Source organism: Peteryoungia rhizophila (genome assembly GCF_004912145.1).
Classification (GTDB): Bacteria; Pseudomonadota; Alphaproteobacteria; order Rhizobiales; family Rhizobiaceae; genus Allorhizobium; species Allorhizobium rhizophilum.
Map to the genome: position 1 here is coordinate 53820 of NZ_STGT01000005.1, position 23039 is coordinate 76858.

At 63.2% G+C, this 23039-nt stretch carries 25 protein-coding genes; 11 read left to right on the forward strand and 14 right to left on the reverse strand.

What is annotated here, in order from left to right; all coding sequences use genetic code 11:
• The first annotated feature begins 81 nt into the window (after positions 1–81).
• On the forward strand, positions 82–2748 hold the full coding sequence (locus E9677_RS19280; RefSeq protein ID WP_136559693.1) for a TIGR02302 family protein: 2667 nt from the start codon (positions 82–84) through the stop codon (positions 2746–2748).
• A 34-nt stretch (positions 2749–2782) separates the two neighbouring features.
• Here E9677_RS19280 and E9677_RS19285 read toward each other — a convergent pair whose 3' ends face one another.
• The gene (locus tag E9677_RS19285; RefSeq protein WP_136559694.1) at positions 2783–3505 is read right to left on the reverse strand and encodes an SDR family oxidoreductase; all 723 of its coding nucleotides are present in this window, start codon (positions 3503–3505) and stop codon (positions 2783–2785) included.
• A 69-nt stretch (positions 3506–3574) separates the two neighbouring features.
• Here E9677_RS19285 and E9677_RS19290 point away from each other — a divergent pair, with 69 nt between their 5' ends.
• Positions 3575–4210, forward strand: a complete 636-nt coding sequence (locus E9677_RS19290; RefSeq protein ID WP_136559695.1) for a TetR/AcrR family transcriptional regulator — start codon at positions 3575–3577, stop codon at positions 4208–4210.
• Between the two features lie 10 nt (positions 4211–4220).
• On the opposite strand, the gene E9677_RS19295 is transcribed toward E9677_RS19290, so the two are convergent.
• The 3 genes from E9677_RS19295 to E9677_RS19305 all read right to left on the reverse strand — a co-directional run bounded on the left by E9677_RS19295 (position 4221) and on the right by E9677_RS19305 (position 6004).
• Complete coding sequence (locus E9677_RS19295; protein ID WP_136559696.1) at positions 4221–4580, reverse strand: response regulator; 360 nt, start codon at positions 4578–4580, stop codon at positions 4221–4223.
• 150 nt (positions 4581–4730) lie between these two features.
• Positions 4731–5273, reverse strand: coding sequence for a hypoxanthine phosphoribosyltransferase (gene hpt / locus E9677_RS19300; protein WP_102020912.1), 543 nt, complete (start codon positions 5271–5273; stop codon positions 4731–4733).
• 80 nt (positions 5274–5353) lie between these two features.
• Entirely contained in the window at positions 5354–6004 is a 651-nt protein-coding gene (locus tag E9677_RS19305; RefSeq protein WP_136559697.1) for a hypothetical protein, read from the reverse strand.
• 200 nt (positions 6005–6204) lie between these two features.
• Here E9677_RS19305 and ftsE point away from each other — a divergent pair, with 200 nt between their 5' ends.
• The 4 genes from ftsE to E9677_RS19325 all read left to right on the forward strand — a co-directional run bounded on the left by ftsE (position 6205) and on the right by E9677_RS19325 (position 9535).
• Positions 6205–6864, forward strand: coding sequence for a cell division ATP-binding protein FtsE (gene ftsE / locus E9677_RS19310; protein ID WP_136559698.1), 660 nt, complete (start codon positions 6205–6207; stop codon positions 6862–6864).
• Complete coding sequence (locus tag E9677_RS19315; RefSeq protein WP_136559699.1) at positions 6857–7867, forward strand: cell division protein FtsX; 1011 nt, start codon at positions 6857–6859, stop codon at positions 7865–7867. Before ftsE ends, E9677_RS19315 begins: the two co-directional genes overlap by 8 nt.
• 76 nt (positions 7868–7943) lie before the next feature.
• Positions 7944–8669, forward strand: coding sequence for a YdcF family protein (locus tag E9677_RS19320; RefSeq protein WP_136559700.1), 726 nt, complete (start codon positions 7944–7946; stop codon positions 8667–8669).
• An 80-nt stretch (positions 8670–8749) separates the two neighbouring features.
• Positions 8750–9535 carry a lysophospholipid acyltransferase family protein gene (locus tag E9677_RS19325; RefSeq protein ID WP_136559701.1) on the forward strand — a complete coding sequence of 262 codons (786 nt, stop codon included), beginning with the start codon at positions 8750–8752 and terminating at the stop codon, positions 9533–9535.
• A gap of 23 nt (positions 9536–9558) precedes the next feature.
• On the opposite strand, the gene E9677_RS19330 is transcribed toward E9677_RS19325, so the two are convergent.
• Positions 9559–10092, reverse strand: a complete 534-nt coding sequence (locus E9677_RS19330) for a gamma-glutamylcyclotransferase (protein ID WP_136559702.1) — start codon at positions 10090–10092, stop codon at positions 9559–9561.
• Between the two features lie 46 nt (positions 10093–10138).
• Between E9677_RS19330 and E9677_RS19335 the strand changes: the two genes are divergently transcribed.
• On the forward strand, positions 10139–11149 hold the full coding sequence (locus E9677_RS19335) for a DUF2125 domain-containing protein (RefSeq protein WP_136559703.1): 1011 nt from the start codon (positions 10139–10141) through the stop codon (positions 11147–11149).
• 15 nt (positions 11150–11164) lie between these two features.
• On the opposite strand, the gene E9677_RS19340 is transcribed toward E9677_RS19335, so the two are convergent.
• The 3 genes from E9677_RS19340 to E9677_RS19350 form a co-directional block, all read right to left on the reverse strand.
• Positions 11165–12088 carry a prephenate/arogenate dehydrogenase family protein gene (locus tag E9677_RS19340; RefSeq protein WP_136559704.1) on the reverse strand — a complete coding sequence of 308 codons (924 nt, stop codon included), beginning with the start codon at positions 12086–12088 and terminating at the stop codon, positions 11165–11167.
• Positions 12088–13191 (reverse strand): histidinol-phosphate transaminase, encoded by a 1104-nt coding sequence (hisC, locus tag E9677_RS19345; protein ID WP_136559705.1) that lies wholly within the window; start codon positions 13189–13191, stop codon positions 12088–12090. Before hisC ends, E9677_RS19340 begins: the two co-directional genes overlap by 1 nt.
• Positions 13192–13326: 135 nt before the next feature.
• A complete protein-coding gene (locus E9677_RS19350) occupies positions 13327–14079 on the reverse strand; it encodes a class I SAM-dependent methyltransferase (protein WP_136559706.1) in 753 nt (250 codons plus the stop codon).
• A gap of 90 nt (positions 14080–14169) precedes the next feature.
• Between E9677_RS19350 and gloB the strand changes: the two genes are divergently transcribed.
• Positions 14170–14940, forward strand: coding sequence for a hydroxyacylglutathione hydrolase (gene gloB, locus E9677_RS19355; protein WP_136559707.1), 771 nt, complete (start codon positions 14170–14172; stop codon positions 14938–14940).
• Positions 14940–15383: a cupin domain-containing protein gene (locus E9677_RS19360; RefSeq protein ID WP_136559708.1), complete on the forward strand. Its 444-nt coding sequence runs from the start codon at positions 14940–14942 to the stop codon at positions 15381–15383. The genes gloB and E9677_RS19360 overlap by 1 nt, the downstream gene beginning before the upstream one ends.
• Here the strand turns inward: E9677_RS19360 and E9677_RS19365 are convergent.
• The 3 genes from E9677_RS19365 to E9677_RS19375 are packed head-to-tail and all read right to left on the reverse strand — an operon-like array spanning position 15370 to position 17696.
• Entirely contained in the window at positions 15370–16011 is a 642-nt protein-coding gene (locus E9677_RS19365; RefSeq protein WP_136559709.1) for a lysoplasmalogenase family protein, read from the reverse strand. The genes E9677_RS19360 and E9677_RS19365 overlap by 14 nt on opposite strands.
• A gap of 11 nt (positions 16012–16022) precedes the next feature.
• Positions 16023–16901, reverse strand: a complete 879-nt coding sequence (yddG, locus tag E9677_RS19370) for an aromatic amino acid exporter YddG (RefSeq protein ID WP_136559710.1) — start codon at positions 16899–16901, stop codon at positions 16023–16025.
• A gap of 33 nt (positions 16902–16934) precedes the next feature.
• Positions 16935–17696 (reverse strand): DUF3108 domain-containing protein, encoded by a 762-nt coding sequence (locus tag E9677_RS19375; RefSeq protein ID WP_328591182.1) that lies wholly within the window; start codon positions 17694–17696, stop codon positions 16935–16937.
• A 245-nt stretch (positions 17697–17941) separates the two neighbouring features.
• Between E9677_RS19375 and rpmB the strand changes: the two genes are divergently transcribed.
• Both rpmB and E9677_RS19385 read left to right on the forward strand, forming a co-directional pair.
• Positions 17942–18232: a 50S ribosomal protein L28 gene (gene rpmB / locus E9677_RS19380; RefSeq protein WP_136559711.1), complete on the forward strand. Its 291-nt coding sequence runs from the start codon at positions 17942–17944 to the stop codon at positions 18230–18232.
• Between the two features lie 144 nt (positions 18233–18376).
• Positions 18377–19015, forward strand: coding sequence for a queuosine precursor transporter (locus tag E9677_RS19385; protein ID WP_136559712.1), 639 nt, complete (start codon positions 18377–18379; stop codon positions 19013–19015).
• Between the two features lie 73 nt (positions 19016–19088).
• Here E9677_RS19385 and E9677_RS19390 read toward each other — a convergent pair whose 3' ends face one another.
• Genes E9677_RS19390 through cobS form a run of 3 tightly spaced genes read right to left on the reverse strand, consistent with a single transcriptional unit; the run spans position 19089 to position 23005 of the window.
• Positions 19089–20135 (reverse strand): esterase-like activity of phytase family protein, encoded by a 1047-nt coding sequence (locus E9677_RS19390; RefSeq protein ID WP_235883040.1) that lies wholly within the window; start codon positions 20133–20135, stop codon positions 19089–19091.
• Positions 20104–21999, reverse strand: coding sequence for a cobaltochelatase subunit CobT (cobT, locus tag E9677_RS19395; protein WP_136559713.1), 1896 nt, complete (start codon positions 21997–21999; stop codon positions 20104–20106). Before cobT ends, E9677_RS19390 begins: the two co-directional genes overlap by 32 nt.
• Before the next feature lie 13 nt (positions 22000–22012).
• A complete protein-coding gene (gene cobS, locus E9677_RS19400; protein WP_136559714.1) occupies positions 22013–23005 on the reverse strand; it encodes a cobaltochelatase subunit CobS in 993 nt (330 codons plus the stop codon).
• Positions 23006–23039 lie beyond the last annotated feature (34 nt).

The following is a 23039-nucleotide window of genomic DNA, read 5'->3' on the forward strand; positions in this document are numbered from 1 at the left end:
GCCCTCGTCTTCGCCACAAAGACTGCTATCTTCGAGATCTGTCAGCCGTGATCATGCGCGGCGCTCTCGGAGACCAGACGGATGAGCTCTTCCCGCCCGGCCGGCCACAGGAAAGGCGCCTTGAAGGACGACCCGAAGCTTGCGCGGCGCGTCGGCGTCAAACGCGTGCTCGCACGGTCCGTGCTGTTTGCCGAGCGCCTGTTGCCGCTCTTCCTGCCGGTCGCAGGCATTGCAGCCCTCTTCGTCTCGCTCGCCTGGTTCGGCGTTTATCGGGAGGTGCCTGACGTCCTTCGCCTGGCCCTCGTCTTCATCCTCGTCTTTGCCTTCGTCGCGTCCTTCCTGCCCTTCCTGAAGCTTCGTCTGCCGAGCATTCCGGAAGCCGACAGGCTGCTCGAGGAGCGCAATGGCCTCGCACACCAGCCGGTGGCGGTGCAGGACGATCAAATCGCCGCTGAGACACCCTTTGCCCGCGCGCTCTGGCAGGAGCATCAGCGACGCATGGCCGAGCGGATCGCAGCCCTCGATGCAGGCCTGCCGCAGCCGGATATCGCCCGCTACGACCGCTTCGCGTTGCGCGCCGTACCGGCCCTGCTCTTCGTCACAGCCCTTGCCTATTCCGGCTCCAATGGCGCGGGCCAGATTGCCGATGCCTTCCGCCAGCATGTACCGGAGAGCGAGGCCCCGACGATCCGCATCGACGCCTGGATCACGCCGCCGGGCTATACCGGCCAGCCGCCGGTCTTCCTCTCCGGCCTCGGCACGCAGGATGCGGCCGGCGTGACCGTGCCGCAGAAGTCGAAGATTACCGTGCGCATCAGTGGCGGGGTGTCCGACGAGAAAGTTCTCTTCGTACAGCAGTCGGATGGCGCCGTGCTCGACGTGGCGGAGAAGGACGATGCGGCCCGCACGCCCACGGCCGGCTCCGAGACGGACGCAATCAGTCAGACGGCCGTGCCGACACCCCCGCCGGCGCCCGCGCCAAACGCCCCGATGGTCGCACGCACGCACGAGCTGGAACTGGCCGAAGCCGGCGAACTGCGCGTCGCCGACCGCACCTGGACGATCGGCGTGACGCCGGACAAGGCACCGGAGATCGCCTTTGACGGCGTGCCGCGTCGCGCCATCAACGGCGCGCTGGAGATCGCCTTCCTCGCCAAGGACGACTATGGCCTGCGCGAGGCCCATGCCGAGATCGTGCCGGTCGAGGAGCAGCCGGGCGCGACCCCGCTCTATCCGCTGCCCGACTACAAACTCGACCTGCCGCGCCACAATGCCCGCGACACCAAGGGTGTTGCGAGCCGCAACATCACCGAACATCCGCTCGCCGGCCAGATGGTGAAGATCACGCTGGTCGCGACCGACGGCGCCGGCCAGACGGGCCGCAGCGAACCGGTCGAGATGCAGCTGCCGTCGCGCAACTTCAACGAACCGCTCGCGGCTTCCGTTGCCGAACAGCGGCAGGTGTTCTCGCTCGATACCCGCCAGATGCCCCAGGCGATCGCCTTCAACGAGGCATTGGTGCTCCGCGCCGACGAGACAATCCCAGATCTCGGCAACTTCATCGCGCTGGAAAGCGCCCGTGCCCGGATGACCATGGCGCGCGGCGAGGAGCAGTTGAAGGACACGGCCGACTATCTCTGGGAGATCGCGCTCGGCATGGAGGACGGTGATCTGTCGCTCGCCGAACGCCGTCTGCGCGACGCCCAGCAGGCACTGTCCGAGGCGCTGGAAAACGGCGCCTCCGACGAGGAAATCCAGCGGCTGATGGCCGAGCTGCGCTCGGCGATGCAGGAGTTCCTTCAGGCGCTGGCCGAGCGCATGCCCAACCAGCAGGGCGAGCCGCAGCAGAATGCCGAGAACATGCTGCGTCAGCAGGACCTCGACAACATGCTCGACCAGCTGGAAAACCTGGCCCGCTCCGGCAATCGCGATCAGGCGCAGCAACTCCTGTCGGAACTGCAGCGCATGATGAACAACCTGCAGGCCGGCCGGCCCCAGCAGGGCCAGCAGCAGCAGAACAGCGAGGCCCGCCGCCAGATCGACAAGCTCGGCGAGATCCTGCAGCAACAACAGCGGCTGATGGATGAGACCTTCCGCCTCGACCAGGCCCTGCGCGACCGCATGCAGCGCGGCGACCCGCAGCAGGGCGAGGAAGGTGCCGAGGGCCAGCAGCAACAGGGCCAGCAGGGTCAACAGGGACAGCAAGGCGAACAGGGTCAGCAGGGGCTAGACGGCATGACCGCAGAGCAGCTGCGCGAGGCCCTACGGCAGCTGCGCGAGCAGCAGGAACAACTCGGCCAGCAGCTCGGCGAATTGCAGGAGGGCCTGAAAGGTCTCGGCATGGAACCGGGCCCGGGCTTCGGCGAGGCGCAGCAGGAAATGCAGGGCGCCGGTGAAGCCCTCGGCCAGGGTCAGGGTGGCCCGGCCGTGGAAGGCCAGGGCCGCGCCATGGAAGCGCTGCGTCAGGGTGCCCGCGACATGATGAACCAGATGATGCAGGCGCAGCAGGGCCAGGGTGGTCAGGGCCCGCAGATGGGTCAAGGCCAGGGCAACCAGGATGGACGTGACCCGCTGGGACGTCCGCGCGCCACGAGCGGCCCCGACTTCGGCGAGCAGGTCAAAGTTCCCGACGAGATCGACGTCCAGCGCGCCCGCGAGATCCTTGAGGCGATCCGCGAGAAGCTCGGCGAGAACTCGAGCCCGGAGATCGAACGGCGTTATCTGGAGCGGTTGCTGGACATCCAGTGAGGGCTTGGCGCCTCATCGGAGCGACCATCCCCGGTCACCACGGCGTTATGCCGTCGGGCTCGTGAAAGCCACCCGAGCCTTCTCTCTGTCCCAAAGCGAACTGGACGGGCAGCCGCGCGCCCTCCTCCGGTGTCATGGCGCCTTGGCCCGTCAGGTCCGTTTTCACGAAACCCGGGCTGACTGAATTAACCGCGATCCCGGCACCCTTCAGCGTCTCGTGCAGTTGCACCGTCAGCATGTTCAGTGCGGCCTTCGAGGCGTTGTAGCCGATGAAACGCGCGGCATAATAGGGCGAGGTCGGGTCGCTATTCACCCTGAGCGAGCCGAGCGAACTGGCGAGATTAACGATCCGCGCCGCAGGCGATTTGCGCAACAGCGGCAGCATGGCCTGTGTAACCGCGAGCGTGCCCAAGAAATTGGTTTCCATGACACGACGCACTGCACCGAGCGAAGCGGCATCCGGCGGACCGTCTGCCGGATCAAAGATGCCGGCATTGTTGACCAGAATGTTGAGCCGGCCGAACGCCTCCGCAACAGACCGAGCGGCCGCGTCGATGGAGGCCTGGTCGAGAAGATCGAGGGACACGGTAGAGACGGATCGACCGCGCTCAGCGAGATCCTCAGCTTCAGCGGCCAGCTTTTGCGGGTCACGCGCCGCCATGATGACGTGCACACCGGCCCCGGCCAGTTGGCGCGTGATCTCCAAGCCTATCCCCTTGTTCGCGCCGGTGACGAGGGCAATCGATCTGTCTGTCATGAAGGGTCCTTCCGTTGCTGTCGATGAGCCGACATAATATGAAGGATTATTCAGTTTGAGGATTCGCATTTGGCCCCGGTCACGCAACAGGCTCTTTCACCGCGCAAAAGGCCGCGTCAGGCCCGCGCGACCGCGACCGTGGATGCCATTTACGAGGCGACCATTCAGGTTTTGCTGAGTGACGGACCGCACCGCCTGACGACCACCCGCGTGGCCGAACGCGCCGGCGTTTCGGTCGGCACCATGTACCAGTATTTTCCGCAGAAACAGGCGCTGATCCATGCGCTCAACGAACGCTATCTGGAATCTCTCGCCGAGAGGATCGAGACGACGTCCCGCCAGCAGCATGGCGCTTCGGCAGGCCTGATGGTCCAGGCCCTGATAGAAACCTATTGGCATGCCAAGACGGAAAGGCCGGAGGTCACGCGTGCGCTCTATCGTTCCGTTGCCGATCTCGACAATTCGGCGCTGATCGAGAGGTTCGCGCAAAGGGTCGATTCCGCCACGATCACGATGCTGGAAAGTGCAAGCGACAGCCGCTTCCAAAACGTGGCTATGGTCAATCGGACGCTGGTCACGGTCATCTTCGGCACAGTGCGCAATGCCTTCGAGCGGCAACTTGCAAACCACGAGGCAGACGGCGTCATGCAGCAACTCGTGCTCATGTGCCGGGCCTATCTGAAAGCGGTGTCAGAGACGCGATAAGGGCGTGACTTCAGCCGGCCAGAGCCGAGGCGACGGCTTTGCGGATGTCAGGCAGGGCGAAGGGCTTGGAGACGACGTCGACGATCTTGGCCGAGAGGTCGTCGGCGCGCTCGCGCTGTTCGGCATAGCCGGTCATCAACAGGATCTTCATAGACGGGAATTCGGAATGGGCGCGATGTGCGAGCTCGATGCCGTCCATGACGGGCATGCGGATATCGGAGAGCAGCAGGTCGTAGGCGCCCTCTGAGAGCTTTTCCAGACCTTCGGCACCATCGGCGGCTTCATGCGTCTCGTGCCCGTCCAGACGCAGTGCACGGGCCACGAAGGAGCGCAGGGAGTCTTCGTCTTCGGTGATGAGGATTCTCGCCATGGTTGAAGTCTTCTCCCGCGTCTTTTGAGCCTTGCAGGAGGCAAATCACCAGACTTTCCTTGTCGAGTGGTAAACGCGGGACGCCTCGTCCCGCGCGATGGTTAACAGCTCACTGCCGTCGAATGGTCAGATGTTCCCTTCTGGAACAGCTCAAGCGTCGCCGGTGACCACGCCGACGAAGGGCAGTTCGCGGAACGCATAGGCCACGTCCATGCCGTAACCGACGACAAAATAGTCGGGGCATTCGAAGCCGACGTAATCGGCCTCAAACACTTCTTTTCGCTTCACTTTCTTGTCGAGAAGCACGGCGATCGTGACATTGGCCGCACCGCGCTCAAACATCAGCTCCTTGGCGAAAAGCAGCGTGCGGCCGGACTCGAGAATGTCGTCGATCAGGAGGATGTTGCGCCCCTTCACGTCACTGTCGATGTCCTTGATGATCTTCACGCCCTGGGACACCGTGCCTGTGCCATAGCTGGACAGGGTGATGAATTCGACCTCGGGGGCGAGACCCACATCATGCAACGCACGAATGAGGTCGGCGGCAAAGATGAAGGAGCCCTTCAGCACGGAAATGACCAGAAGGTCGTCGCAGGGACCCTTGATGATATCCTGGGCGAGTTCGAGATTACGCTGCCGGATCTGCTCGGCGGTAAAGAGCGGTTCGATGTTCTTTCCGCGAACAACGGGCATGGGAGACTCCTTGCTGGTCGACCTCAGGTCCTGAACCGGCGGATGCCGGAAAGGCAAGGCCATTAGCACAATGGAGCCTGTTAGACACCCGCCTGTTCAAAGGAAAGCCGGACTTCCGGGATTTTTCCACCGGGATGCTGGAGCCGCGTGACGATCCCGCGGCTCTCGCCGCCATCCAGGCTTGTCACCGGGGGCTCGATATAGGTGCTGGCGATGACCTGACCGTCGATGAGAAGATCGGCGCGCAGCTTCGGGAGCATCACCTCGCGACCGGTGCGGTTCTCGACGATAGCGTTGAGCAGCAGGACGCGCATGCCGTTGCGGTCCTGCGGCGTCAGATTCACGTGGGTCAAGTCGAGCGGCTTGGCGGCGATTTCCGGATGTTCGCCACTGCCGAAGACGAGCTGGCCAGCCAGGGAAAACATGGACACGAAGGCAATGGCGACGAGAAGCGAGAAGGCGACATCGGACAGCCGCTGGAGGCGGGCTTCGACGCGTTCGATACACGTGCGCAGCAAAGCGCTGATGTCAGAGGGTACGGGTGCGACGGAGGGCGCCACGGCCGGACGCGGCGATGGCTTTGGCGTCTCGCGGACCGTAACGAACTGCGCGTCCACGACGTCGTGTCGGCCCATGCGCTGCTGCGGTTCGATCCGTCTGCGGGCACGATCCGGCGGCAGGAGATCGAGGTCCGCAGCGGCGGCCTGCTTCTGGTAACGGAAGGCACTCATTCGTTCGGACCTTTCGCACAGCCAAAATCGGATACCCCGAAAGTCGGCGGTTGAAACGAATCCTCTCTAGACGTAAATTCAAATGGTTAATGCTTCGGAAAGACGGGCGGAAAAGCCCCGGATCCGGAAGCATGTTTACCGGCCGTTGACGATCTTCGTTTACGCGCCCCAGACCTCGGACACGTCAGACTGGGCCCCCTTTGATCCATTTCGAAAATGTCGGCCTGCGCTATGGGATGGGACCGGAGATCCTCCGCGACCTGACCTTCGACCTGCCGAAAGGGTCCTTCCAATTCCTGACCGGCCCATCCGGCGCGGGCAAGACGACGCTGCTGCGCCTGCTCTTCATGTCGCTGCAGCCGACGCGCGGACTGATCAAGAGCTTCGGCCGCGACATCACCAGCATTCCCCGCAGCGAATTGCCGATGCTGCGTCGTCGCGTCGGCATCGTCTTCCAGGATTTCCGGCTGCTCGACCATTTGACCACCTATGAGAACGTGGCGCTGCCGCTGCGTGTCCGCGGCAAGGCCGAGCAGACCTACAAGCAGGACGTCATCGAACTCCTGAAATGGGTGGGTCTCGGCGAGCGCATCAACGTTCTGCCACCCGTACTCTCGGGTGGTGAGAAGCAGCGCGTGGCGATTGCCCGCGCGCTGATCGACCGGCCGGAAATCCTGCTCGCCGACGAGCCGACCGGCAATGTCGATCCGCCGATGGCCCGCCGGCTGCTCAGCCTCTTCCTGGAACTGAACCGCCTCGGAACCGCCGTCGTCATCGCGACCCATGATCTCGCGCTGATGGACCAGGTGGACGCGCGCCGGATGATCCTGACCGACGGGCGGCTCGACATCTATGAATGAGATCGCCAAGAACGCAAACCAGAACCCTGGCCAGAAAAAACGCCGCGTCGAGATGACGGTGAGGCCGACCGGCCCGATCCTGCCGCCGTCCAACATCCAGGGCAATGCGCTGATGGTGGTGATCGCCATCATGGCCTTCCTCGCCTGCCTGACGCTGGGCGGCGTCTCCATGGTGCGGGCGACCGCCTCCAGTTGGCAAAGCCAGATCTCGCGCGAAATCACCATCCAGATCACGCCGGAAGATGGCCTCGACATGGGGGCCGCCCTGGTCAAGGCCCGCGATCTGGCGCTGACCTTCGTCGGCACGCGCGACGGCCAGATCATGGACGACAGCGCAACGGCTCGGCTGCTCGAACCCTGGCTCGGCACCGGATTGAACCTCGAAGACCTGCCCGTTCCGCGTCTGATCGTCATCACCATCGACGAGAGCAATCCGCCGGACTTCGACGCCATGCGGGCGCTGTTGCAGGTGGAAGTGCCGCAGGCCTTCCTCGACGACCACCGCACCTGGGTCGACAGGCTGGTGCAAATGGCGAGTACGACGGTGCTGATCGGCTCGGGCATCTTGATCCTCGTCTTCACCGCCATGGTGCTGACCGTGGTGTTTGCGACCCGCGGTGCGCTATCCGGCAACCGCCACATCATCGAGGTGCTGCATTTCGTCGGCGCTGAAGGAAGCTTCGTCGCCCAGGAATTCCAGAAACACTTCCTCAAGATCAGCCTCAAGGGCGCGGCAGCCGGTGGATTGCTCGCCGCAGCCTTCTTCGCGCTCGCCAGTTTCTGGCAGAGCCGGTCGCTGGCGACGCCGGAAAGCGATCAGGCGACCGCACTCTTCGGCACCTTCACAATCGGCTGGGGCGGCTATATCGGCATCTTCGCGACCATGGTCGTCATTGCGCTTTTGACCACGATCACGGCACGGTTGACGGTGATGCGGACCATCTACGAGATAGATCTGATCCGCTCCGATCCGGCCCGGACCGACGGCCTCTTGGACGACTGACGAAAACTCGCATGTTGACTTGCCTTAAAGCCGCCTGTTCGCTGTGGGAAATCCCGGCTATTCACGGGCAATGAGCATGGATCGCATGACGCCAAATCAACCTTTGCGTGACGGCGACCGGCCCCGTTCGGGCGCCGGCGTTTTCGCGCGAAAAGGCCTGATCCGCAGGGCATTGCGCTATGGCGGCATGCTCGTGATCCTGTGCGTGGCCGTGCTCGTGGCAGGCTTTCTCGTCTTTGCTGATTCGGTCACCGGCATGCGACCGCCCGAGACGGTGAAGGCCGATGCGATCGTGGTGCTGACCGGTGGTTACCAGCGAATCGAACAGGCGATCGATCTTCTGAAGCGCGGCTATGGCGAAAGACTGTTGATCTCGGGCGTCAATCCGGCGACGACGCCGGGGCAGATCCGCAAGGCGACACGCACCTCACCGGACATCTTCGAATGCTGCGTGGATATCGGTTACGGTGCGATCGACACGATCGGCAATGCCAACGAGACGGCGATCTGGATCCGCGACAAGGGCTACCGGTCGGTTCTGGTCGTCACCAGCAACTACCATCTGGCCCGCAGCCTGATGGAGCTTCGCCGTGGCGACCCGGACACCGATTTCATCGGCTATCCCGTGGTCAATGCAGACCTGAAGACCCGCGCCTGGTACAGCGAGCCGGATGCGATGCGCACCATGCTGGCGGAATATGGCAAGACGGTCGTCGCCTATATCCGGGGCGTGACAGGCTGGAGCCGGGACCAGGGCCTGCGCCCGGAAGGCGAAATCACAGAATCTGGTCGCAGCTCCTGACCGGCCAGTTCACGCAGGCGCTTTTGCTTGACGCACTTTTCCTCTAAGCACGTCTTCGCCCGCCCTCGAGAGCCCCAGATATGATTGCGCTACGTTCCATTCTCTTCAACACTGCCTTCTACGCCAATCTGATCCTCAGGATGATCGTGCTCTCGCCGATCTATTTCCTGCTGCCGCGCAAGAAGGCCTTCTTCGTGCCGAAGGACTGGGCGCGCGCCAACCACTGGCTGATGGAAAAGATCGTCGGCACGACCTTCACGGTGGAGGGGCTGGAGAACATTCCAAAGAGCGGCGGTTACATTCTCGCGCCCAAGCACCAGTCCTTCTGGGACACCTATGCGCTGCTGCCCTGGCTGGACGATCCGGTCTACATCCTGAAGCGGGAGCTGATGTGGATTCCGGTCTTCGGCTGGTATGTCGCCAAGCAGCGCATGATCCCGGTCAATCGCGGCGCCAAGGGCAAGGTGATGGCGCAGGTGATCGAGCGCACCAAGCTGGAAATGGCAAACGGCCGCCAGCTGATCATCTATCCCGAAGGCACACGCCGCCCGCCGGGCGCCGCACCGGACTATAAATACGGCATCGCCCGCCTTTACCGGGACATCAACGTACCGGTCGTGCCCGTCGCCATGCATCCGGGCCTCTTCTGGCCGCGCCGCAAGTTCCTGCGCTTCCCGGGCCACTTCGTCGTGCGGATCCTGCCGCCGATCGAGCCGGGTCTCGACCCCGACGTCTTCCACGACACGCTGATGCAGCGGCTGGAGGCGGCGAGCGACGAACTGCTGGTGAAGACGGCGAAGGAAAACCCCGATCTGCCGCTACCGCCCACCGCCGTCAACAGGCTGAAGGAACTCGGGGCGCTCTGAGCGCATTTCCATAAAGCGAATGATCAGTCACCGGACGGATCGTTGACGATCGCCGAGGCCACGCTTTCGAGCCAGTGGTCGCGAATGCCGAGCTCGCGCAGATGCGCGACCGTATTGGCGACGTAGACAGGATTGGGTCCGGATCGGCCGACGGCGCTTTCGACGATGCGGGCTGCCTCATCCACTGCGATGGCACCGGCATATTGAGAATGGGCACGGTCGATGACGTAGGTCAGGGCGCGGACATCGCGACCATCCGCGAGGCGCGTTCGGACGTGCCGCTCGAGATAGACGCTGGTGACGAGTTCGCGTTCGCGCAGATAGTCCACGGTGGACTGCCAGTCGGACGGCGCCACACGAAAGGCGACGCCCTTGCAGGAACCGCCCCGGTCGAGCCCGAGCACGAGACCGGGACGCTCTTCGGTCCCGCGATGGACATAGGAACGAACGCAGAGCGAACGACGATAGCCACCGAGCTGGGCAAGCACCCGTTCTTCATAGGGAAAGCCCGGATTCCACATCAGCGAGCCGTAGCCAAAGACCCAAAATTCGTCCATATCGCACGCCAATCCAAGATACGAAGATCGCAACGAGGAGCATCCCATGGCCATGTCGACCGCGCCGGAAAGCCCGATCAGCCGCAAGGTTGTCCGGCTCGGCGTTTTGATCGTCCTCGTCATCGCTGTCTATAGCATCGGGTGGTATTTCGCTGCGGAATATCTGAAGAATCGCATTCTGACCTTCTTCGCTGGCGGAAATCCGGCAGGCGTGACCGCATCATGCGAGGATGCGACCATGGGCGGCTATCCCTTCCGATTCCGCCTGAATTGCTCCCGGCTCGCCGTCGACGATCACTTCCAGGGTGTTGCGGCCTCCTTCGGGCCGGTGCGCGCGGCTGCCCAGATCTACAATCCGGGCCAGATCGTCTGGGAGATGGATGCGCCGGCAGAGATCCGCTCGGCGCTCGGCTACAACACCGCACTCGACTGGACCAACATGCAGTCGAGCTTCCGCATTGGCCTGTCAGGCCTGTCGCGCAGCTCGCTCGTCCTGGAAGATCTGAGCGCGACGCTGACCTCGACCGTCTCCAGCCTGCAGGTGCAGATGGCCGTGCCGAGCGCCCAGTCGCATGTCCGCCAGAACGAAGGCAATCTCGACTACGCGACGCTGGTGCGTGACATGGTGGTGTCGATCGGCGGCGAGAAGATTGCACTACCGCCGATCTCGGCGAGCCTCGACGCTACACTCGCCGACAAGGGCGGGCTGCTCGACCCCAGGATCGCGCAGGATCAGCGACTCTACGGCACCAAGGGCGAGATCCGCCGCATGGTCGTCGATATCGGCGAGGGCCGGGTTTTGACGCTGAGCGGTCCCTTCGAAGTGGGCGAGGACGGTCTGCTCTCGGGGCGCATCAAGGTCGAGGTCGAACAGGTCCGCGCTTGGCGCGATGCGGTGAAGACCGCCTATCCGGAGCAAGCCGACATGGTCGACAATGTCGCCAACGTGCTTCGGGCGCTCGCCTTCGGCCGCGACAACAGCGAGGCTGAGATCACCATCCAGAACGGCGTGGCCGCGCTCGGCTTCATCCCGCTCGGACAGATCCCGCCGCTCTGAGGCAGTGGGAACGGCTCACTTGTCCAGCGAGTGGCGGCCGAAGTCCGGCACGTCGACGTCCTGGCCGGCCTGGACGATCGAGCGGCGGATCGTGCGGGTGCGCGAGAAAAGCTCGAACAGCTTGTCGCCCTCGCCCCAACGGATCGCCCGCTGCAGATAGGCGAGATCCTCCGAAAAGCGCGCCAGCATTTCCAGGATCGCATCCTTGTTGTGCAGGCAGACGTCGCGCCACATGGTCGGGTCGGACGCGGCAAGACGGGTGAAATCGCGGAAACCCGACGCCGAATACTTGATGACTTCCGATTCCGTCACCGCTTCCAGATCATCCGCCGTGCCGACGATATTGTAGGCGATGATGTGCGGCAGGTGCGAGACGATGGCGAGCACCTTGTCGTGGTGCTGCGGATCCATCTCGTCACACATCGATCCCAGCGCCTCCCAGAAGCCGCGCAACCGGGCGAGCGCTTGGCCGTCCGTGCCTGCGAGCGGCGTGAAGATGCACCAACGGCCCTTGAAGAGGCCCGGGAAACCGGCATCCGGGCCGGATTTTTCCGTCCCCGCCAGCGGGTGGCCGGGAATGAAATGCACGCCGTCAGGCATATGCGGCGCCATCTGCGCGATGACCGAGGCCTTGGTCGAACCGACATCGGTGACGATGGCGCCGGCTTTCAGGTTCGGCGCGATCTGTTTGGCGACCGCTTCCGAGGCGCCGACGGGCACGGAGACGATGACGAGATCCGCATCCTTCACGGCATCGGCTGCGGAGGTGACGTAAGCCGTGCCGAGCTCCAGCTCTTCCGCCCGCTTCAGCGTCTCGGCGCTGCGGGTCGAGATGACCACATCCTTCGCAAGGCCCAGCTTCTTGACGTCACGGGCGATCGACGAGCCGATGAGGCCGATGCCGATCAGGGCGATGCGGTCGAACAGGATTTCAGACATCACGTGCGTTCCATGAATTCTGTGAGGGCGGCGATGACGCCGGTATTGGCCTCGTCGCTGCCGATCGTCATGCGGAGTGCATTGGGAAAACCATAGGACGAGACCGCGCGCAAGACGAAGCCGCGTTCCGTCAGGAAGTGATCCGCATCCGCGGCCCGCTTTCCGTCCCGGTCGGGGAAGTGGATCAGGATGAAATTGGTGACCGAGGGTGTGACTTCGAGGCCGAGTGCTGAAAGCGCCTCGGACACCCGGGCGAGCCAGACCTGATTGTGTTCGACGGCTTTCGCCACATGCTCCTGGTCGCGCATGGCAGCAGCCCCGGCGAGCAGCGCCGGCGTGTTGATGTTGAATGGTCCACGCACCCGGTTCATCGTATCGATGATCTCGGCTGGGCCATAGATCCAGCCGATGCGCAGCGCCGCCAGCCCGTAGACCTTGGCGAAGGTCCGCGTCATGACGACATTGCGATTGGCCGAGACCAGCTCGATACCGGCCTCGTAATCGTTGCGACGGACATATTCGGCATAGGCGGCGTCGAGCACCAGGATCACCTGCGCAGGCAAGGCCGCATGCAGGCGCTTGATATCGGCATAGGGCACATAGGTGCCAGTCGGGTTTCCGGGATTGGTCAGGAAGACGATCTTCGTGCGCTCGCTGACGGCGCCAAGGATCGCATCGACATCGACGCACCGATCGGTCTCCGGAACCGTCACAGGTGTTCCGCCGGCGGCCAGGATCTGGATGCGGTAGAGCAAGAAGCCGTGTTCGGTGATGATCGCTTCGTCGCCGGGGCCGAGATAGATATTGGCGAGCAGGGCCAGCAATTCTCCAGATCCGTTGCCGCAGAGGATATTGGCAGGGTTCAGGCCGTGCACCTCAGCGATTGCATCGCGGAGCATACGGGCCTGGCCGTCGGGATAGATCTCGAGCTTGTCTGCGGCTGCTTGGAAGGCCTCGATGGCCAGGGGGCTCGGGCCGAGCGGCGTTTCGTTGGACGAGAGCTTGAAGACGCGCGCGACGCCACCGGCATGTTCCTTGCCAGGAACATAGGCGGCGATCTCCATAACCCCGGCACGGGGCATCGGCTTCGTCGAGGCAATCATGAGGCGTCTTTCCGGTCGTCGGCCGACCAGGAGACCGACCCTTCACATGGTCTTGGGATTACTGCGGAAAGCTCCGCTTGTCGAGGCGGGCGAGCGCCGCAGCCTGTCCATCCGACGCCCGGCTCATGACGCGGTTCAGACCTCGGGCAATCGAGTGCGCGTGGTCGGCACGCCCTGAGGCGCGAGCACTGGCTTGAAGACGCGGCGCGAGGCACGCGAAGCGACCGGAAGCCCCTGATAGAGACGCTTCTGCGCCTCGACCACGATGACACCGGAAAAGGCAGGCCAGAGGATACGGCCGAGCCGCTCGAAACCACGCCGAAGCCGGAGGATCGCCCGGATCTTGGAGGGCGGGAAAAACAGGGCCTCGGCCGAGGCCCCTGGGGTGAAATTGGTCTCGCGCAGCAGCGATGTGAGCTGTCCGCGCGAATAGGGACGCCCCGAACCGAAGGGCGTATGCTCCATGCGCGCCCAGACGCCGCGACGATTGGGCACGACGATGACGAGACGACCGCCGGGCGCAAGCACCCGCCAGATCTCCTTCAGCGTCTCGCGGGGGTTCTCGGCAAATTCCAGCGAATGGACCATCAGCACCCGGTCGACGGAACTGTCCGGCAGCGGCAGTTCCTCGTCGAAGACCAGCGCCGTGGCAGAAGGCTCACCGACCGGCCAGTTCACCGCCCCCTGCCCTGCAGGCATGAAGGCCATGGTGCGCTCGGTGTCGGCCCGGAAGCGATCGAGAAAGGGAATGCAGTAGCCGAGGCCGACCAGGCGCTCCTGCGGCAGCCGCGCCCAGACTGTGGACAAGGCCAGCGCAATCGACTGCTCGGCCACGCGGCCGAGCATCGTATAATAAAACTGCCTCAGATCGACGATATCGACATGCATGAACTTATTGTTAGCAGCCCATCATTGGACTTCAAAGCGCGAGAGGGTACATTCGCCGCAAAGAGGTGGGACATAAAAAGTGGGTCGACAATGAAATCACTGCAGATTGAAGTTTTCATCTGCCGAAGTGACAACTTCGGCGTACTTCTCCACTGCCCGGAGACGGGTGAAACGGCGTCGATCGACGCACCGGAACTCGATCCGATCGTCAAGGCAGCCGAAAAGCGCGGTTGGACGATCACCCATGTCTTCACCACGCATCATCATGGCGACCATGTCGAAGCCAATCTGGCGCTGAAGGAAAAATATGGTTGCGAGATCATCGGCCCGCGCAACGAGGCGGCTGCGATCCCCGGCATCGACCGAACGGTCGGCGACGGTGACGAGTTCACCTTCGGCAAGCGGCCGGTACGCGTGATCGAGACGCCGGGCCATACTGCGGGGCATATCTGCTACTATCTGCCCGAGGACATGATTCTCTTTGCAGCCGACACCCTTTTCGCGCTCGGATGCGGGCGCCTGTTCGAGCGATCGGCGCTCGACATGTGGCACTCGCTGCAGAAGCTCGCCGAACTGCCAGACGAGACGATCGTCTATTTCGGCCATGAATACACGCTCTCCAATGCCCGATTTGCGGTGACCATCGACCCGGAAAATGCCCGGCTGAGATCGCGCGCAGAACTGATCGAGATGCAGCGCAAGCGCGGCGATTTCACCATTCCGACGACGATCGGGTTTGAGAAGGAGACCAACCCGTTCCTGCGGGCCGGTGAACCGGATATCCGCCGGACGCTTGGCATGGAAGGCGCAACCAATGACGAGGTCTTCGCCGAAATCCGCAAGCGCAAGGACACGTTCTGATGCAGGCAGCCGACATCATCGAAACCCTCGGCATGCAACGCCATCCCGAGGGTGGCTGGTACGTGGAAACCTGGCGCGATGAAAACGGCGGACCGCGCGGGCATTCGACGGCGATCTATTATCTCCTTGAGGCCGGCGAGCGTTCGCACTGGCACAAGGTGAAGGATGCAGCCGAGGCCTGGCACTACTATGCCGGCGCGCCGCTGGCTCTGCATCGTTCGAAAGATGGCATGGCGCAGCAGACAGTGGTGCTGGGGCTCGATCTCGCCGCAGGGCAGCGCCCCCAGGCGATCATAGAGGCCGATGAATGGCAGGCTGCCGAAAGCCTGGGTGAATTCACCCTCGTCGGCTGCACGGTTGCGCCCGGCTTCGACTTCGCCGTTTTCGAGATGGCACCGCCCGGCTGGGCCCCGGCTGGCAATCCCCCGGTCAATATGGGCTAAGCGTGACTGTCAGGATCACCTGCGCCGCAAAATAGGTCACCCAGACGACATAGGCGGCGGCTCCATCCTTGGGATGCTCCGGTCCTGTCCAGTATTTCCGCATTGTCAGCACGAGATCGGACAGCATGAAGAGGCTGGCGCCGACGAAGACGAGCGGGTCCGGGAGGCCAAGCGTCAGCCAGACGAGCGCCATGAAGAGCAGGATGTAAAGGCCGATCGGAAACGCAAGTCGCCCGGCCGGCTTCCAGAGACGCACGAGGGCGCCAAGCGTCAGAACACCGACGAGGCAGCCTGCGACGATGCGCCAGGGTGCGGCGAAGGCGATCGATGGATCGGCGATTGAAATCAAAAGCGCGACATAGGCTATATGGGCCGACAGGAAGGCCGCGACCCCGCCCATGAAGGCACGCTCACCGTCGAAGGCAAGCGACAGATCGCCGAGAGCACCGAGCGCGAGGGCCGCGACCAGCAGCGGAGGCGCGCCGACGAGGCCGGCGTACAGCGACAGGAGCAGGACCGGCACCGTTTTCCAGACAGCCCGGACAAGCGTCTTCTCTTGTGGCAGGATCCAGAGATAGCTGGCGCCGAGCGCGACCGAGAGCCAGAAGATACCGGTCGCGAATGCCATTCAATTCCCCGTCAGGTCGGCCGTTCCTTGCTCCGCAAGATCATATCGCGAGCCGCGAGCATCGCGCCACCGGTGATCAGCAGGCAAGAGAGGCCAATTCTGACACTGAGTTCTCCGAAACCGGAGAGGACGAGGACCAGCGTGGAGAGAAGCGGCGCCGCATAGCTGGAAGCTCCGAGGATCTGGATGTCGCCATTTTTCACGCCGTAGTCCCAGACATAGAAGGCGAGCCCGACGGGAAAGATGCCGAGGCCGACCACGGCGGCCCATTGTGCCGTCGTGTCGGGCCAGACCGTGGCTTCGAGCGCCAGATGGCATATGAGCGACAGGACCGAGGTCGCGAGGCAGAAGCCGGTGACCACATCGGTCGAGACCTTGTCGAACTTGCGGCTGACGAGGGAATAGGCCGCCCAGGTGAAGGCGCATAGCAAGGCGGTGAAATAACCGAGGCTATAGGCCGGATCGAAGGCGAAACCGTTTTTGCCGATGATGAGCGCGGTACCGACGAGGCCGCAGAGCGCCCCGACGATATGATGCCAACCGAGCTTTTCCCCCGGCAGCAGCGCCGAGCCGACCACGATCAGCAGCGGCCAGAGATAGGCGATCAGGCCGGCTTCGACGGCCGGCGCATTCCGGAGCGCCGTAAAATAGAGGAAGTGGTAGCCGAAAAGGCCACCGACGCCGGCGAGCCAGACTTTTGGTGGTTGGCGCAAGGCCCTCAAACGCTCCGGCCGCGCGACGAAAAGCCCAATCCCGGGAAGGCTGCCGATCGCGAAAGTGATGGCCGAGAGCTGGAAGGGTGGCATGGTGCCGGAGGCCGCCGTCATGAGGGCGAGGAAGGACCACATCAGGATCGCCGTGAACCCGATCAGCGTTGCCTTGGTCTTCATGAAATCCCCTGATGCGGGGCTCGCCCGCAAAAACTAGCCGTCGAACTTTTCTGCGGTCACATGCACCGTCCCGTAGCGGGTCGGGATCTTCGCGTAGACTGGAGCATATAGCTTCAGCGTCGCTGTCTTGGCAAACCAGATCTCCATGCCGGTCACCGACGTCAGATACTCGATATCCTTGCGGCCCTTCCGGTATCCCGACTTCGGCACGTAACGCACCGAGCAGACGATGGCGTCACCCTTTGCGCTGCCGGCAGAGAAGCTTTCCGACCGGTTGGGAGAAAGCACGAGATCCATGCGGCTTTCACCGTCATAGACCGGCAGGGTCTGCGCGCAGACATCTGCATCACCAGGGATCAGCAGCGCGCCGATCGGATCGAGTACAGCCTTGAGGTCGGAGGCCTTCACGGGGACCCAGGAACTGGGCTTCGGGCGCACGGGCGTGACATTGGTTTCCACGACATTACCGCCGGAAAACAAGACTTCGTAGGTGCTTGCCCGCTTCCCGCTTTTGTAATCCAGCGCATAGCGCTGAGGCAGCATCCGACCACCGGTCAGCGTGCCGCTGACCGTGCTCTTGGCGGCCACCTCACGGACGATGTCGACGAGACCGGAGGAGTGGAACTGGCCGGAAATCGTGTAGCGATCGGAAACAACCTCCGTCTGGAAGGTCATGCGGGCAATGGGCAGGATGCCCAGCGCCACGCTGTAGCTCGTATCATAGCGATAATCCGATGCTCCGGCGGCCGCGGGCATCAGGGCGAGGAAGGCAAGGGCAAGGCCGGTGAAACGCAAGGCGCCGTCTCCAGATAAGGGGGCAGTGCCGGAATGCCGGCGCAATTGAGCATGCATACTCGCCGTGGACTGTGGCAAGAAAATATCCTACACCCGCCTTGCCGCCCGGAAAATCCAAGGTTTGGCTTGACGCGCCGGTTCTCACTGACTATAGAACCGCAACTTTCCAATCAGACGCTGTTGGATTGCCTCGCCGGCATTTGGCCGGAAGCGATGCGATGGCCTAGAAAAACAATAGGTGTACCATGTCCCGCAGTTGCGAATTGACCGGCAAGGGCGTCCAGTCGGGCAACAACGTGAGCCACGCGAACAACAAGACCAAGCGCCGGTTCCTGCCGAACCTGTGCGACGTCACGCTGATCTCGGATGCTCTGAACCAGCGCTTCCGCCTTCGCGTTTCGGCTGCTGCCCTGCGCACGGTCGAGCATCGTGGCGGTCTCGACGCGTTCCTGCTCAAGGCTTCCGAAACCGATCTGAGCATGCGCGCTCGTCTGCTGCGTCGCCAGATCGTCAAGAAGACCGCTGAAGCCGCTTAATAGCGCTTTTCGGCCAGACTTTCGAAAGGCTTGACCGGTCTCCGGGCAAGCCTTTTCGTTTGAGATGTGCATGCGGGAAAAGACCTGCACGCCATTCACTACATCATTGTCCCTCCAACTGGTGGCATCACCCAGGATAAAAAAATGCTGAACAAGCGCTATTTCCTTGCCTACAGCCTTCTGATGACGACCATCGTCGTCGCCTCGAACTTCCTCGTCCAGCACCCGGTCAACGGGGTCCTGGCCGGCATCAATCTCGCCGATCTTCTGACCTTCGGCGCCTTCACCTATCCGATCGCCTTCCTCGTCACCGACCTGACCAACCGTCAGTTCGGACCCAAGGTGGCACGCCGTGTGGTCCTCGTCGGCTTCATCGCCGGCGTTCTCCTGTCGATCCTGCTCGCGACCCCGCGCATCGCGGTTGCCTCAGGAACGGCCTTCCTGGTCGGCCAGCTGCTCGACATCTCGGTCTTCAACCGGCTGCGCCAGCAGTCCTGGTGGAAAGCCCCGCTCATGGGCTCGCTGATCGGCTCCGTGCTCGACACGGTGATCTTCTTCTCGCTCTCCTTCGCGCCCGTCTTCGGCTTTATCGGCCCGAATGACGACTTTGCGATTGCGGCCGCCCCGATCCTCGGCGTGATGTCGGCGGAAGCGCCGCGCTGGATCTCCTGGGCGATCGCCGACTTCGGCGTGAAGATGCTGATCGGCGTGATCATGCTTCTGCCCTATGGCGCCCTGATGAGCGTCGTACGCCCCATGCCGACGGCCGCGCGTTCGGCCTGAAGAGACACGATCGAAGGAAATGACGGACAGCCTCGGGAGACCGGGGCTGTTTGCTTTTGCGGGATGAGAAAAATCAGTTCTGCGGCGCGAGCCGGAATTCCAGCATCAGCGTCCGCTGCAGGATGGAATGGTTGTCATCCGAGACGACGATCAGGCGCACGGAGCCATCCGGCTCCGGGATGACGTCGAGGCCTTCCATATTGTCGATCTGCGAACGGTAATTCGCTTCGAACAGGACGTCCCCGTCGACCACCGCGCCTGGGAGAATGCTCGTCCCTTCGACGCGCCGAAGGCGCATGCCGACCCCAGTGGCGATGGAGAAGCGGCGCTCGAGGAGCAGAAGATCGCCATCGGGCAGGAAGGCGGCGTCCGTGATATCGAAATCGTCGCGCGGGCGCACGCGGAACTCACCGGCGAGCGGCCCACCGACGATGGCGGCATAGATGTTGCCGTTCTCGTCGAAGCTCTTTTCCGTAATCGCCACCAGGGCACCCTCGACCGGACTGCCCTTGGGCGCGATCACGAGGGATTCGAAGCCGCCATTGCTGTGCAGGATGTCGAGGTCGAAGGGAAAGGCGAGCGGGGCAGACGGCAGCGCCTTGCCGAGATCGACGAGCGGCGCATAGGCGACGACACGATGCCGCTGCTCGAAGCCGACAAAGGCACGATCCCCGTTGAGAGCCAGGCTTTCGGCATCGACCAGGAACTTGCTGGGGCTCTCGCGCCCGGAGGCATCGAGAAGTGGCGCAAGGCGGACAGCGTCCAATCCCGCGAGACGACCGTCTCCATCGCGCAGGATCCGCCCCTCGATCCAGTAGCCGGTGTCAAAGACGCCGAGGAAAGATTGTTCGTCGCGGAATCGGATCGACGAAAATGCGCCGAAGAGCGGCTCGGACGATGAGAGCTCGATACCACCGAGAAATGTCAGGCCTGGCGACAGCGTCGGGTTGCCGCCGAGGTCGGTGATCACGTCACTCTCGACGGCGATCGGAAGCATCTCACCGGGCAGGATGGTGGCCGGTGTGCACGACGAAAGCGCGACGAGCACCGACAGAGCGCAGGCGCCTCCTAGCATCCGTGCGGATCGATCAGGCACGCCGACGCGCCCGGCCCGAGCCACCGGAAGGCTTCTCCTCGAACAGAGAGGCGAGCTGTTCGGTCATCGCGCCCGCCAGCTCATCCGCATCGACGATGGTGACGGCGCGGCGATAGTAACGCGTGACGTCGTGGCCAATGCCGATTGCCAGCAATTCGACCGGCGACTTTGTCTCGATCTGCTCGATGACGGCGCGCAGATGCCGCTCCAGATAATTGCCCGGGTTCACCGACAGCGTCGAATCATCGACCGGGGCGCCGTCGGAGATCATCATCAGGATCTTGCGCTGCTCGCGGCGCCCGATCAGGCGGTTATGCGCCCACATCAGCGCCTCGCCGTCGATGTTTTCCTTGAGCAGGCCCTCGCGCATCATCAGGCCGAGATTGCGGCGTGACCGGCGCCAGGGCGCATCGGCCGACTTGTAGATGATATGGCGCAGATCGTTGAGACGGCCCGGTGCCGTCGGCTTGCCACCCGCGAGCCACTTCTCTCTGGACTGACCGCCCTTCCAGGCCTTGGTGGTGAAGCCGAGGATCTCGACCTTGACGCCGCAGCGCTCCAGCGTGCGGGCGAGAATGTCGGCGCAGGAGGCCGCGACCGTGATCGGACGACCGCGCATCGAGCCGGAATTGTCGATGACCAGCGTCACGACCGTATCGCGGAACTTGGTATCTTTCTCCTTCTTGAAGGAGAGCGGCTGCATGGGGTCGATGATCAGGCGGGTGAGACGCGCCGGGTCGAGGTAACCTTCTTCCAGGTCGAAATCCCAGGAGCGGTTCTGCTGCGCCATCAGGCGGCGCTGCAACCGGTTGGCGAGCCGGCCGACGGCACCCTGCAGATGCGCGAGCTGCTTGTCGAGGAAGGCGCGCAGCCGCTCGAGCTCGGCCTCGTCGCAGAGCTCTTCCGCGGTGATTTCCTCGTCGAATTCCTGGGTGAAGATCTTGTAGTCGACCTTCTCGTTGAAGTCGTCGAACGGCGTCGCCGGTCGGCGCATCTCGCCGGGCGTCTCGCTGTCGTCGTCGCCTTCGTCCGACATCTCCTCTTCCGAGATTTCGGCACCATCCATCTCGCCGTCGTCGAGCTGTTCCTGGGAGGCTTCGCTTTCCTCGGCCGGAGCCGACTCCTGGCCTGCCTCATCCTCGGCGCTTTCCTGGTCCTGCTCGCCGCTGCGTGGCTGTTCCTCGTCCGTGGACTGGTCGTCCTCGCTTTGCTCCTGGTCGTCGCCCATGTCCTCGGCCATGTCCATGGACGACAGCATATGGCGGATCACGCGGGAGAAGGCCTGCTGGTCTTCGATGACGGTAGACAGATTGTCGAGGTCGGCACCGGCCTTGTCCTCGATGAAGGGACGCCAGAGGTCGAGCACCTTGCCGGCGGACACTGGTGCTTTCTGGCCGGTGAGCTTCTCGCGCACCAGCATGGCGACAGCTTCCTGGATCGGCGCGTCTTCCTGGCGGCTGATCGTCGAGAAATTCGCTTTCGCGTATTTCTCGGTGTTCATCGACTGGATGTTGGAAGCGACGCCGGGCATGCGCAGCGAGCCCAGCGATTCCACACGGGCCTGCTCGACCGCATCGAAGATGGCGCGAGCATCGACACCTTGAGGCGCCATGCTGGCATGGACCTTCTGGTCGTGGCAGGCGAGACGCAGCGCCATCGAATCGCCGAGACCTCGGGTCACGGCGAGTTCGTGCGAGGTCGGACGCTTGGAGATTTCCGGCAGACGGATGCGCTCGCCGGCAAGGCCCGGGCGATCGTTGGAGAAGGCGACCTCGACCTGCGGATCACCCGCGATCGAGCGTACGCAGCCGGTGATGGCACGGCGAAGCGGCTCGGTATCCACCCCGCCGCCAGCCTTGGCCTTCGAATTGTCGCCGCGCCCTGCCATGCTTCTTAAGTCCTTATGCGCCAAGTACCATATTGGCGGCACTTTCCTTGAGTTCCACGCCAAAGGCGCGCTGATAGTGCTCGGCCACCAATGTGCGCTCGAGTTCGTCACACTTGTTGAGGAACGTGACCCGGAACGCAAAGGCGACATCGCCGAAGATCTCGGCATTTTCGGCCCAGGTGATGACGGTACGCGGGCTCATGACGGTCGACAGATCGCCATTGACGAAGGCGGCACGCGTCAGATCCGCAAGGCGAACCATGCGCGAGACGGTGTCGCGACCCTCGGCGGTCGAGCCGAAGCTCTTGACCTTGGCGCAGACGATGTCGACTTCCTTGTCATGCGGCAGATAGTTCAGCGTGGTGACGATCGACCAGCGGTCCATCTGCGCCTGGTTGATCTGCTGCGTGCCGTGATAGAGGCCCGTCGTGTCGCCGAGGCCGACCGTGTTGGCGGTCGCAAAGATGCGGAAGGCGGGATGCGGACGGATGACGCGGCTCTGGTCGAGCAGCGTCAGGCGGCCGGAGCTTTCCAGAACGCGCTGGATGACGAACATCACATCCGGACGGCCGGCATCATATTCGTCGAAGACGAGCGCGACATTGTGCTGGTAGGCCCAGGGCAGGATGCCGTCCTTGAATTCGGTGATCTGCTTGCCGTCCTTGAGCACGATGGCGTCCTTGCCGACGAGATCGATACGGCTGACATGGCTGTCGAGGTTGACGCGCACGCAGGGCCAGTTGAGGCGGGCGGCGACCTGCTCGATATGGGTCGACTTGCCCGTGCCGTGAAAGCCCGAGACCATGACGCGACGGTTGTGCGCGAAGCCGGCGAGGATGGCGAGCGTGGTTTCGCGGTCGAAGAGATAATCCGGATCGAGATCCGGGACATAGGCGTCACCCTTGGAGTAGGCCGGGACGCGAATGTCGCTGTCGATACCAAATACCTCGCGCACCGACACGGTGGTGTCGGGGAGATTGGTAATATCAAGTTCAATTTTGCTCATCGTTTCTCCATGCCGGGCGCCACCGACCGGCCGC

Bases quoted from the DNA above. Each gene is read 5' to 3' on its own strand.
- E9677_RS19280 (WP_136559693.1), top strand. From the start codon at position 82: ATGAGCTCTTCCCGCCCGGCCGGCCACAGGAAAGGCGCCTTGAAGGAC.
- E9677_RS19285 (WP_136559694.1), bottom strand. From the start codon at position 3,505: ATGACAGACAGATCGATTGCCCTCGTCACCGGCGCGAACAAGGGGATA.
- E9677_RS19295 (WP_136559696.1), bottom strand. From the start codon at position 4,580: ATGGCGAGAATCCTCATCACCGAAGACGAAGACTCCCTGCGCTCCTTC.
- hpt (WP_102020912.1), bottom strand. From the start codon at position 5,273: ATGCCCGTTGTTCGCGGAAAGAACATCGAACCGCTCTTTACCGCCGAG.
- E9677_RS19305 (WP_136559697.1), bottom strand. From the start codon at position 6,004: ATGAGTGCCTTCCGTTACCAGAAGCAGGCCGCCGCTGCGGACCTCGAT.
- E9677_RS19315 (WP_136559699.1), top strand. From the start codon at position 6,857: ATGAATGAGATCGCCAAGAACGCAAACCAGAACCCTGGCCAGAAAAAA.
- E9677_RS19320 (WP_136559700.1), top strand. From the start codon at position 7,944: ATGGATCGCATGACGCCAAATCAACCTTTGCGTGACGGCGACCGGCCC.
- E9677_RS19325 (WP_136559701.1), top strand. From the start codon at position 8,750: ATGATTGCGCTACGTTCCATTCTCTTCAACACTGCCTTCTACGCCAAT.
- E9677_RS19330 (WP_136559702.1), bottom strand. From the start codon at position 10,092: ATGGACGAATTTTGGGTCTTTGGCTACGGCTCGCTGATGTGGAATCCG.
- E9677_RS19335 (WP_136559703.1), top strand. From the start codon at position 10,139: ATGGCCATGTCGACCGCGCCGGAAAGCCCGATCAGCCGCAAGGTTGTC.
- E9677_RS19340 (WP_136559704.1), bottom strand. From the start codon at position 12,088: ATGTCTGAAATCCTGTTCGACCGCATCGCCCTGATCGGCATCGGCCTC.
- hisC (WP_136559705.1), bottom strand. From the start codon at position 13,191: ATGATTGCCTCGACGAAGCCGATGCCCCGTGCCGGGGTTATGGAGATC.
- E9677_RS19350 (WP_136559706.1), bottom strand. From the start codon at position 14,079: ATGCATGTCGATATCGTCGATCTGAGGCAGTTTTATTATACGATGCTC.
- gloB (WP_136559707.1), top strand. From the start codon at position 14,170: ATGAAATCACTGCAGATTGAAGTTTTCATCTGCCGAAGTGACAACTTC.
- E9677_RS19360 (WP_136559708.1), top strand. From the start codon at position 14,940: ATGCAGGCAGCCGACATCATCGAAACCCTCGGCATGCAACGCCATCCC.
- E9677_RS19365 (WP_136559709.1), bottom strand. From the start codon at position 16,011: ATGGCATTCGCGACCGGTATCTTCTGGCTCTCGGTCGCGCTCGGCGCC.
- yddG (WP_136559710.1), bottom strand. From the start codon at position 16,901: ATGAAGACCAAGGCAACGCTGATCGGGTTCACGGCGATCCTGATGTGG.
- rpmB (WP_136559711.1), top strand. From the start codon at position 17,942: ATGTCCCGCAGTTGCGAATTGACCGGCAAGGGCGTCCAGTCGGGCAAC.
- E9677_RS19385 (WP_136559712.1), top strand. From the start codon at position 18,377: ATGCTGAACAAGCGCTATTTCCTTGCCTACAGCCTTCTGATGACGACC.
- cobT (WP_136559713.1), bottom strand. From the start codon at position 21,999: ATGGCAGGGCGCGGCGACAATTCGAAGGCCAAGGCTGGCGGCGGGGTG.
- cobS (WP_136559714.1), bottom strand. From the start codon at position 23,005: ATGAGCAAAATTGAACTTGATATTACCAATCTCCCCGACACCACCGTG.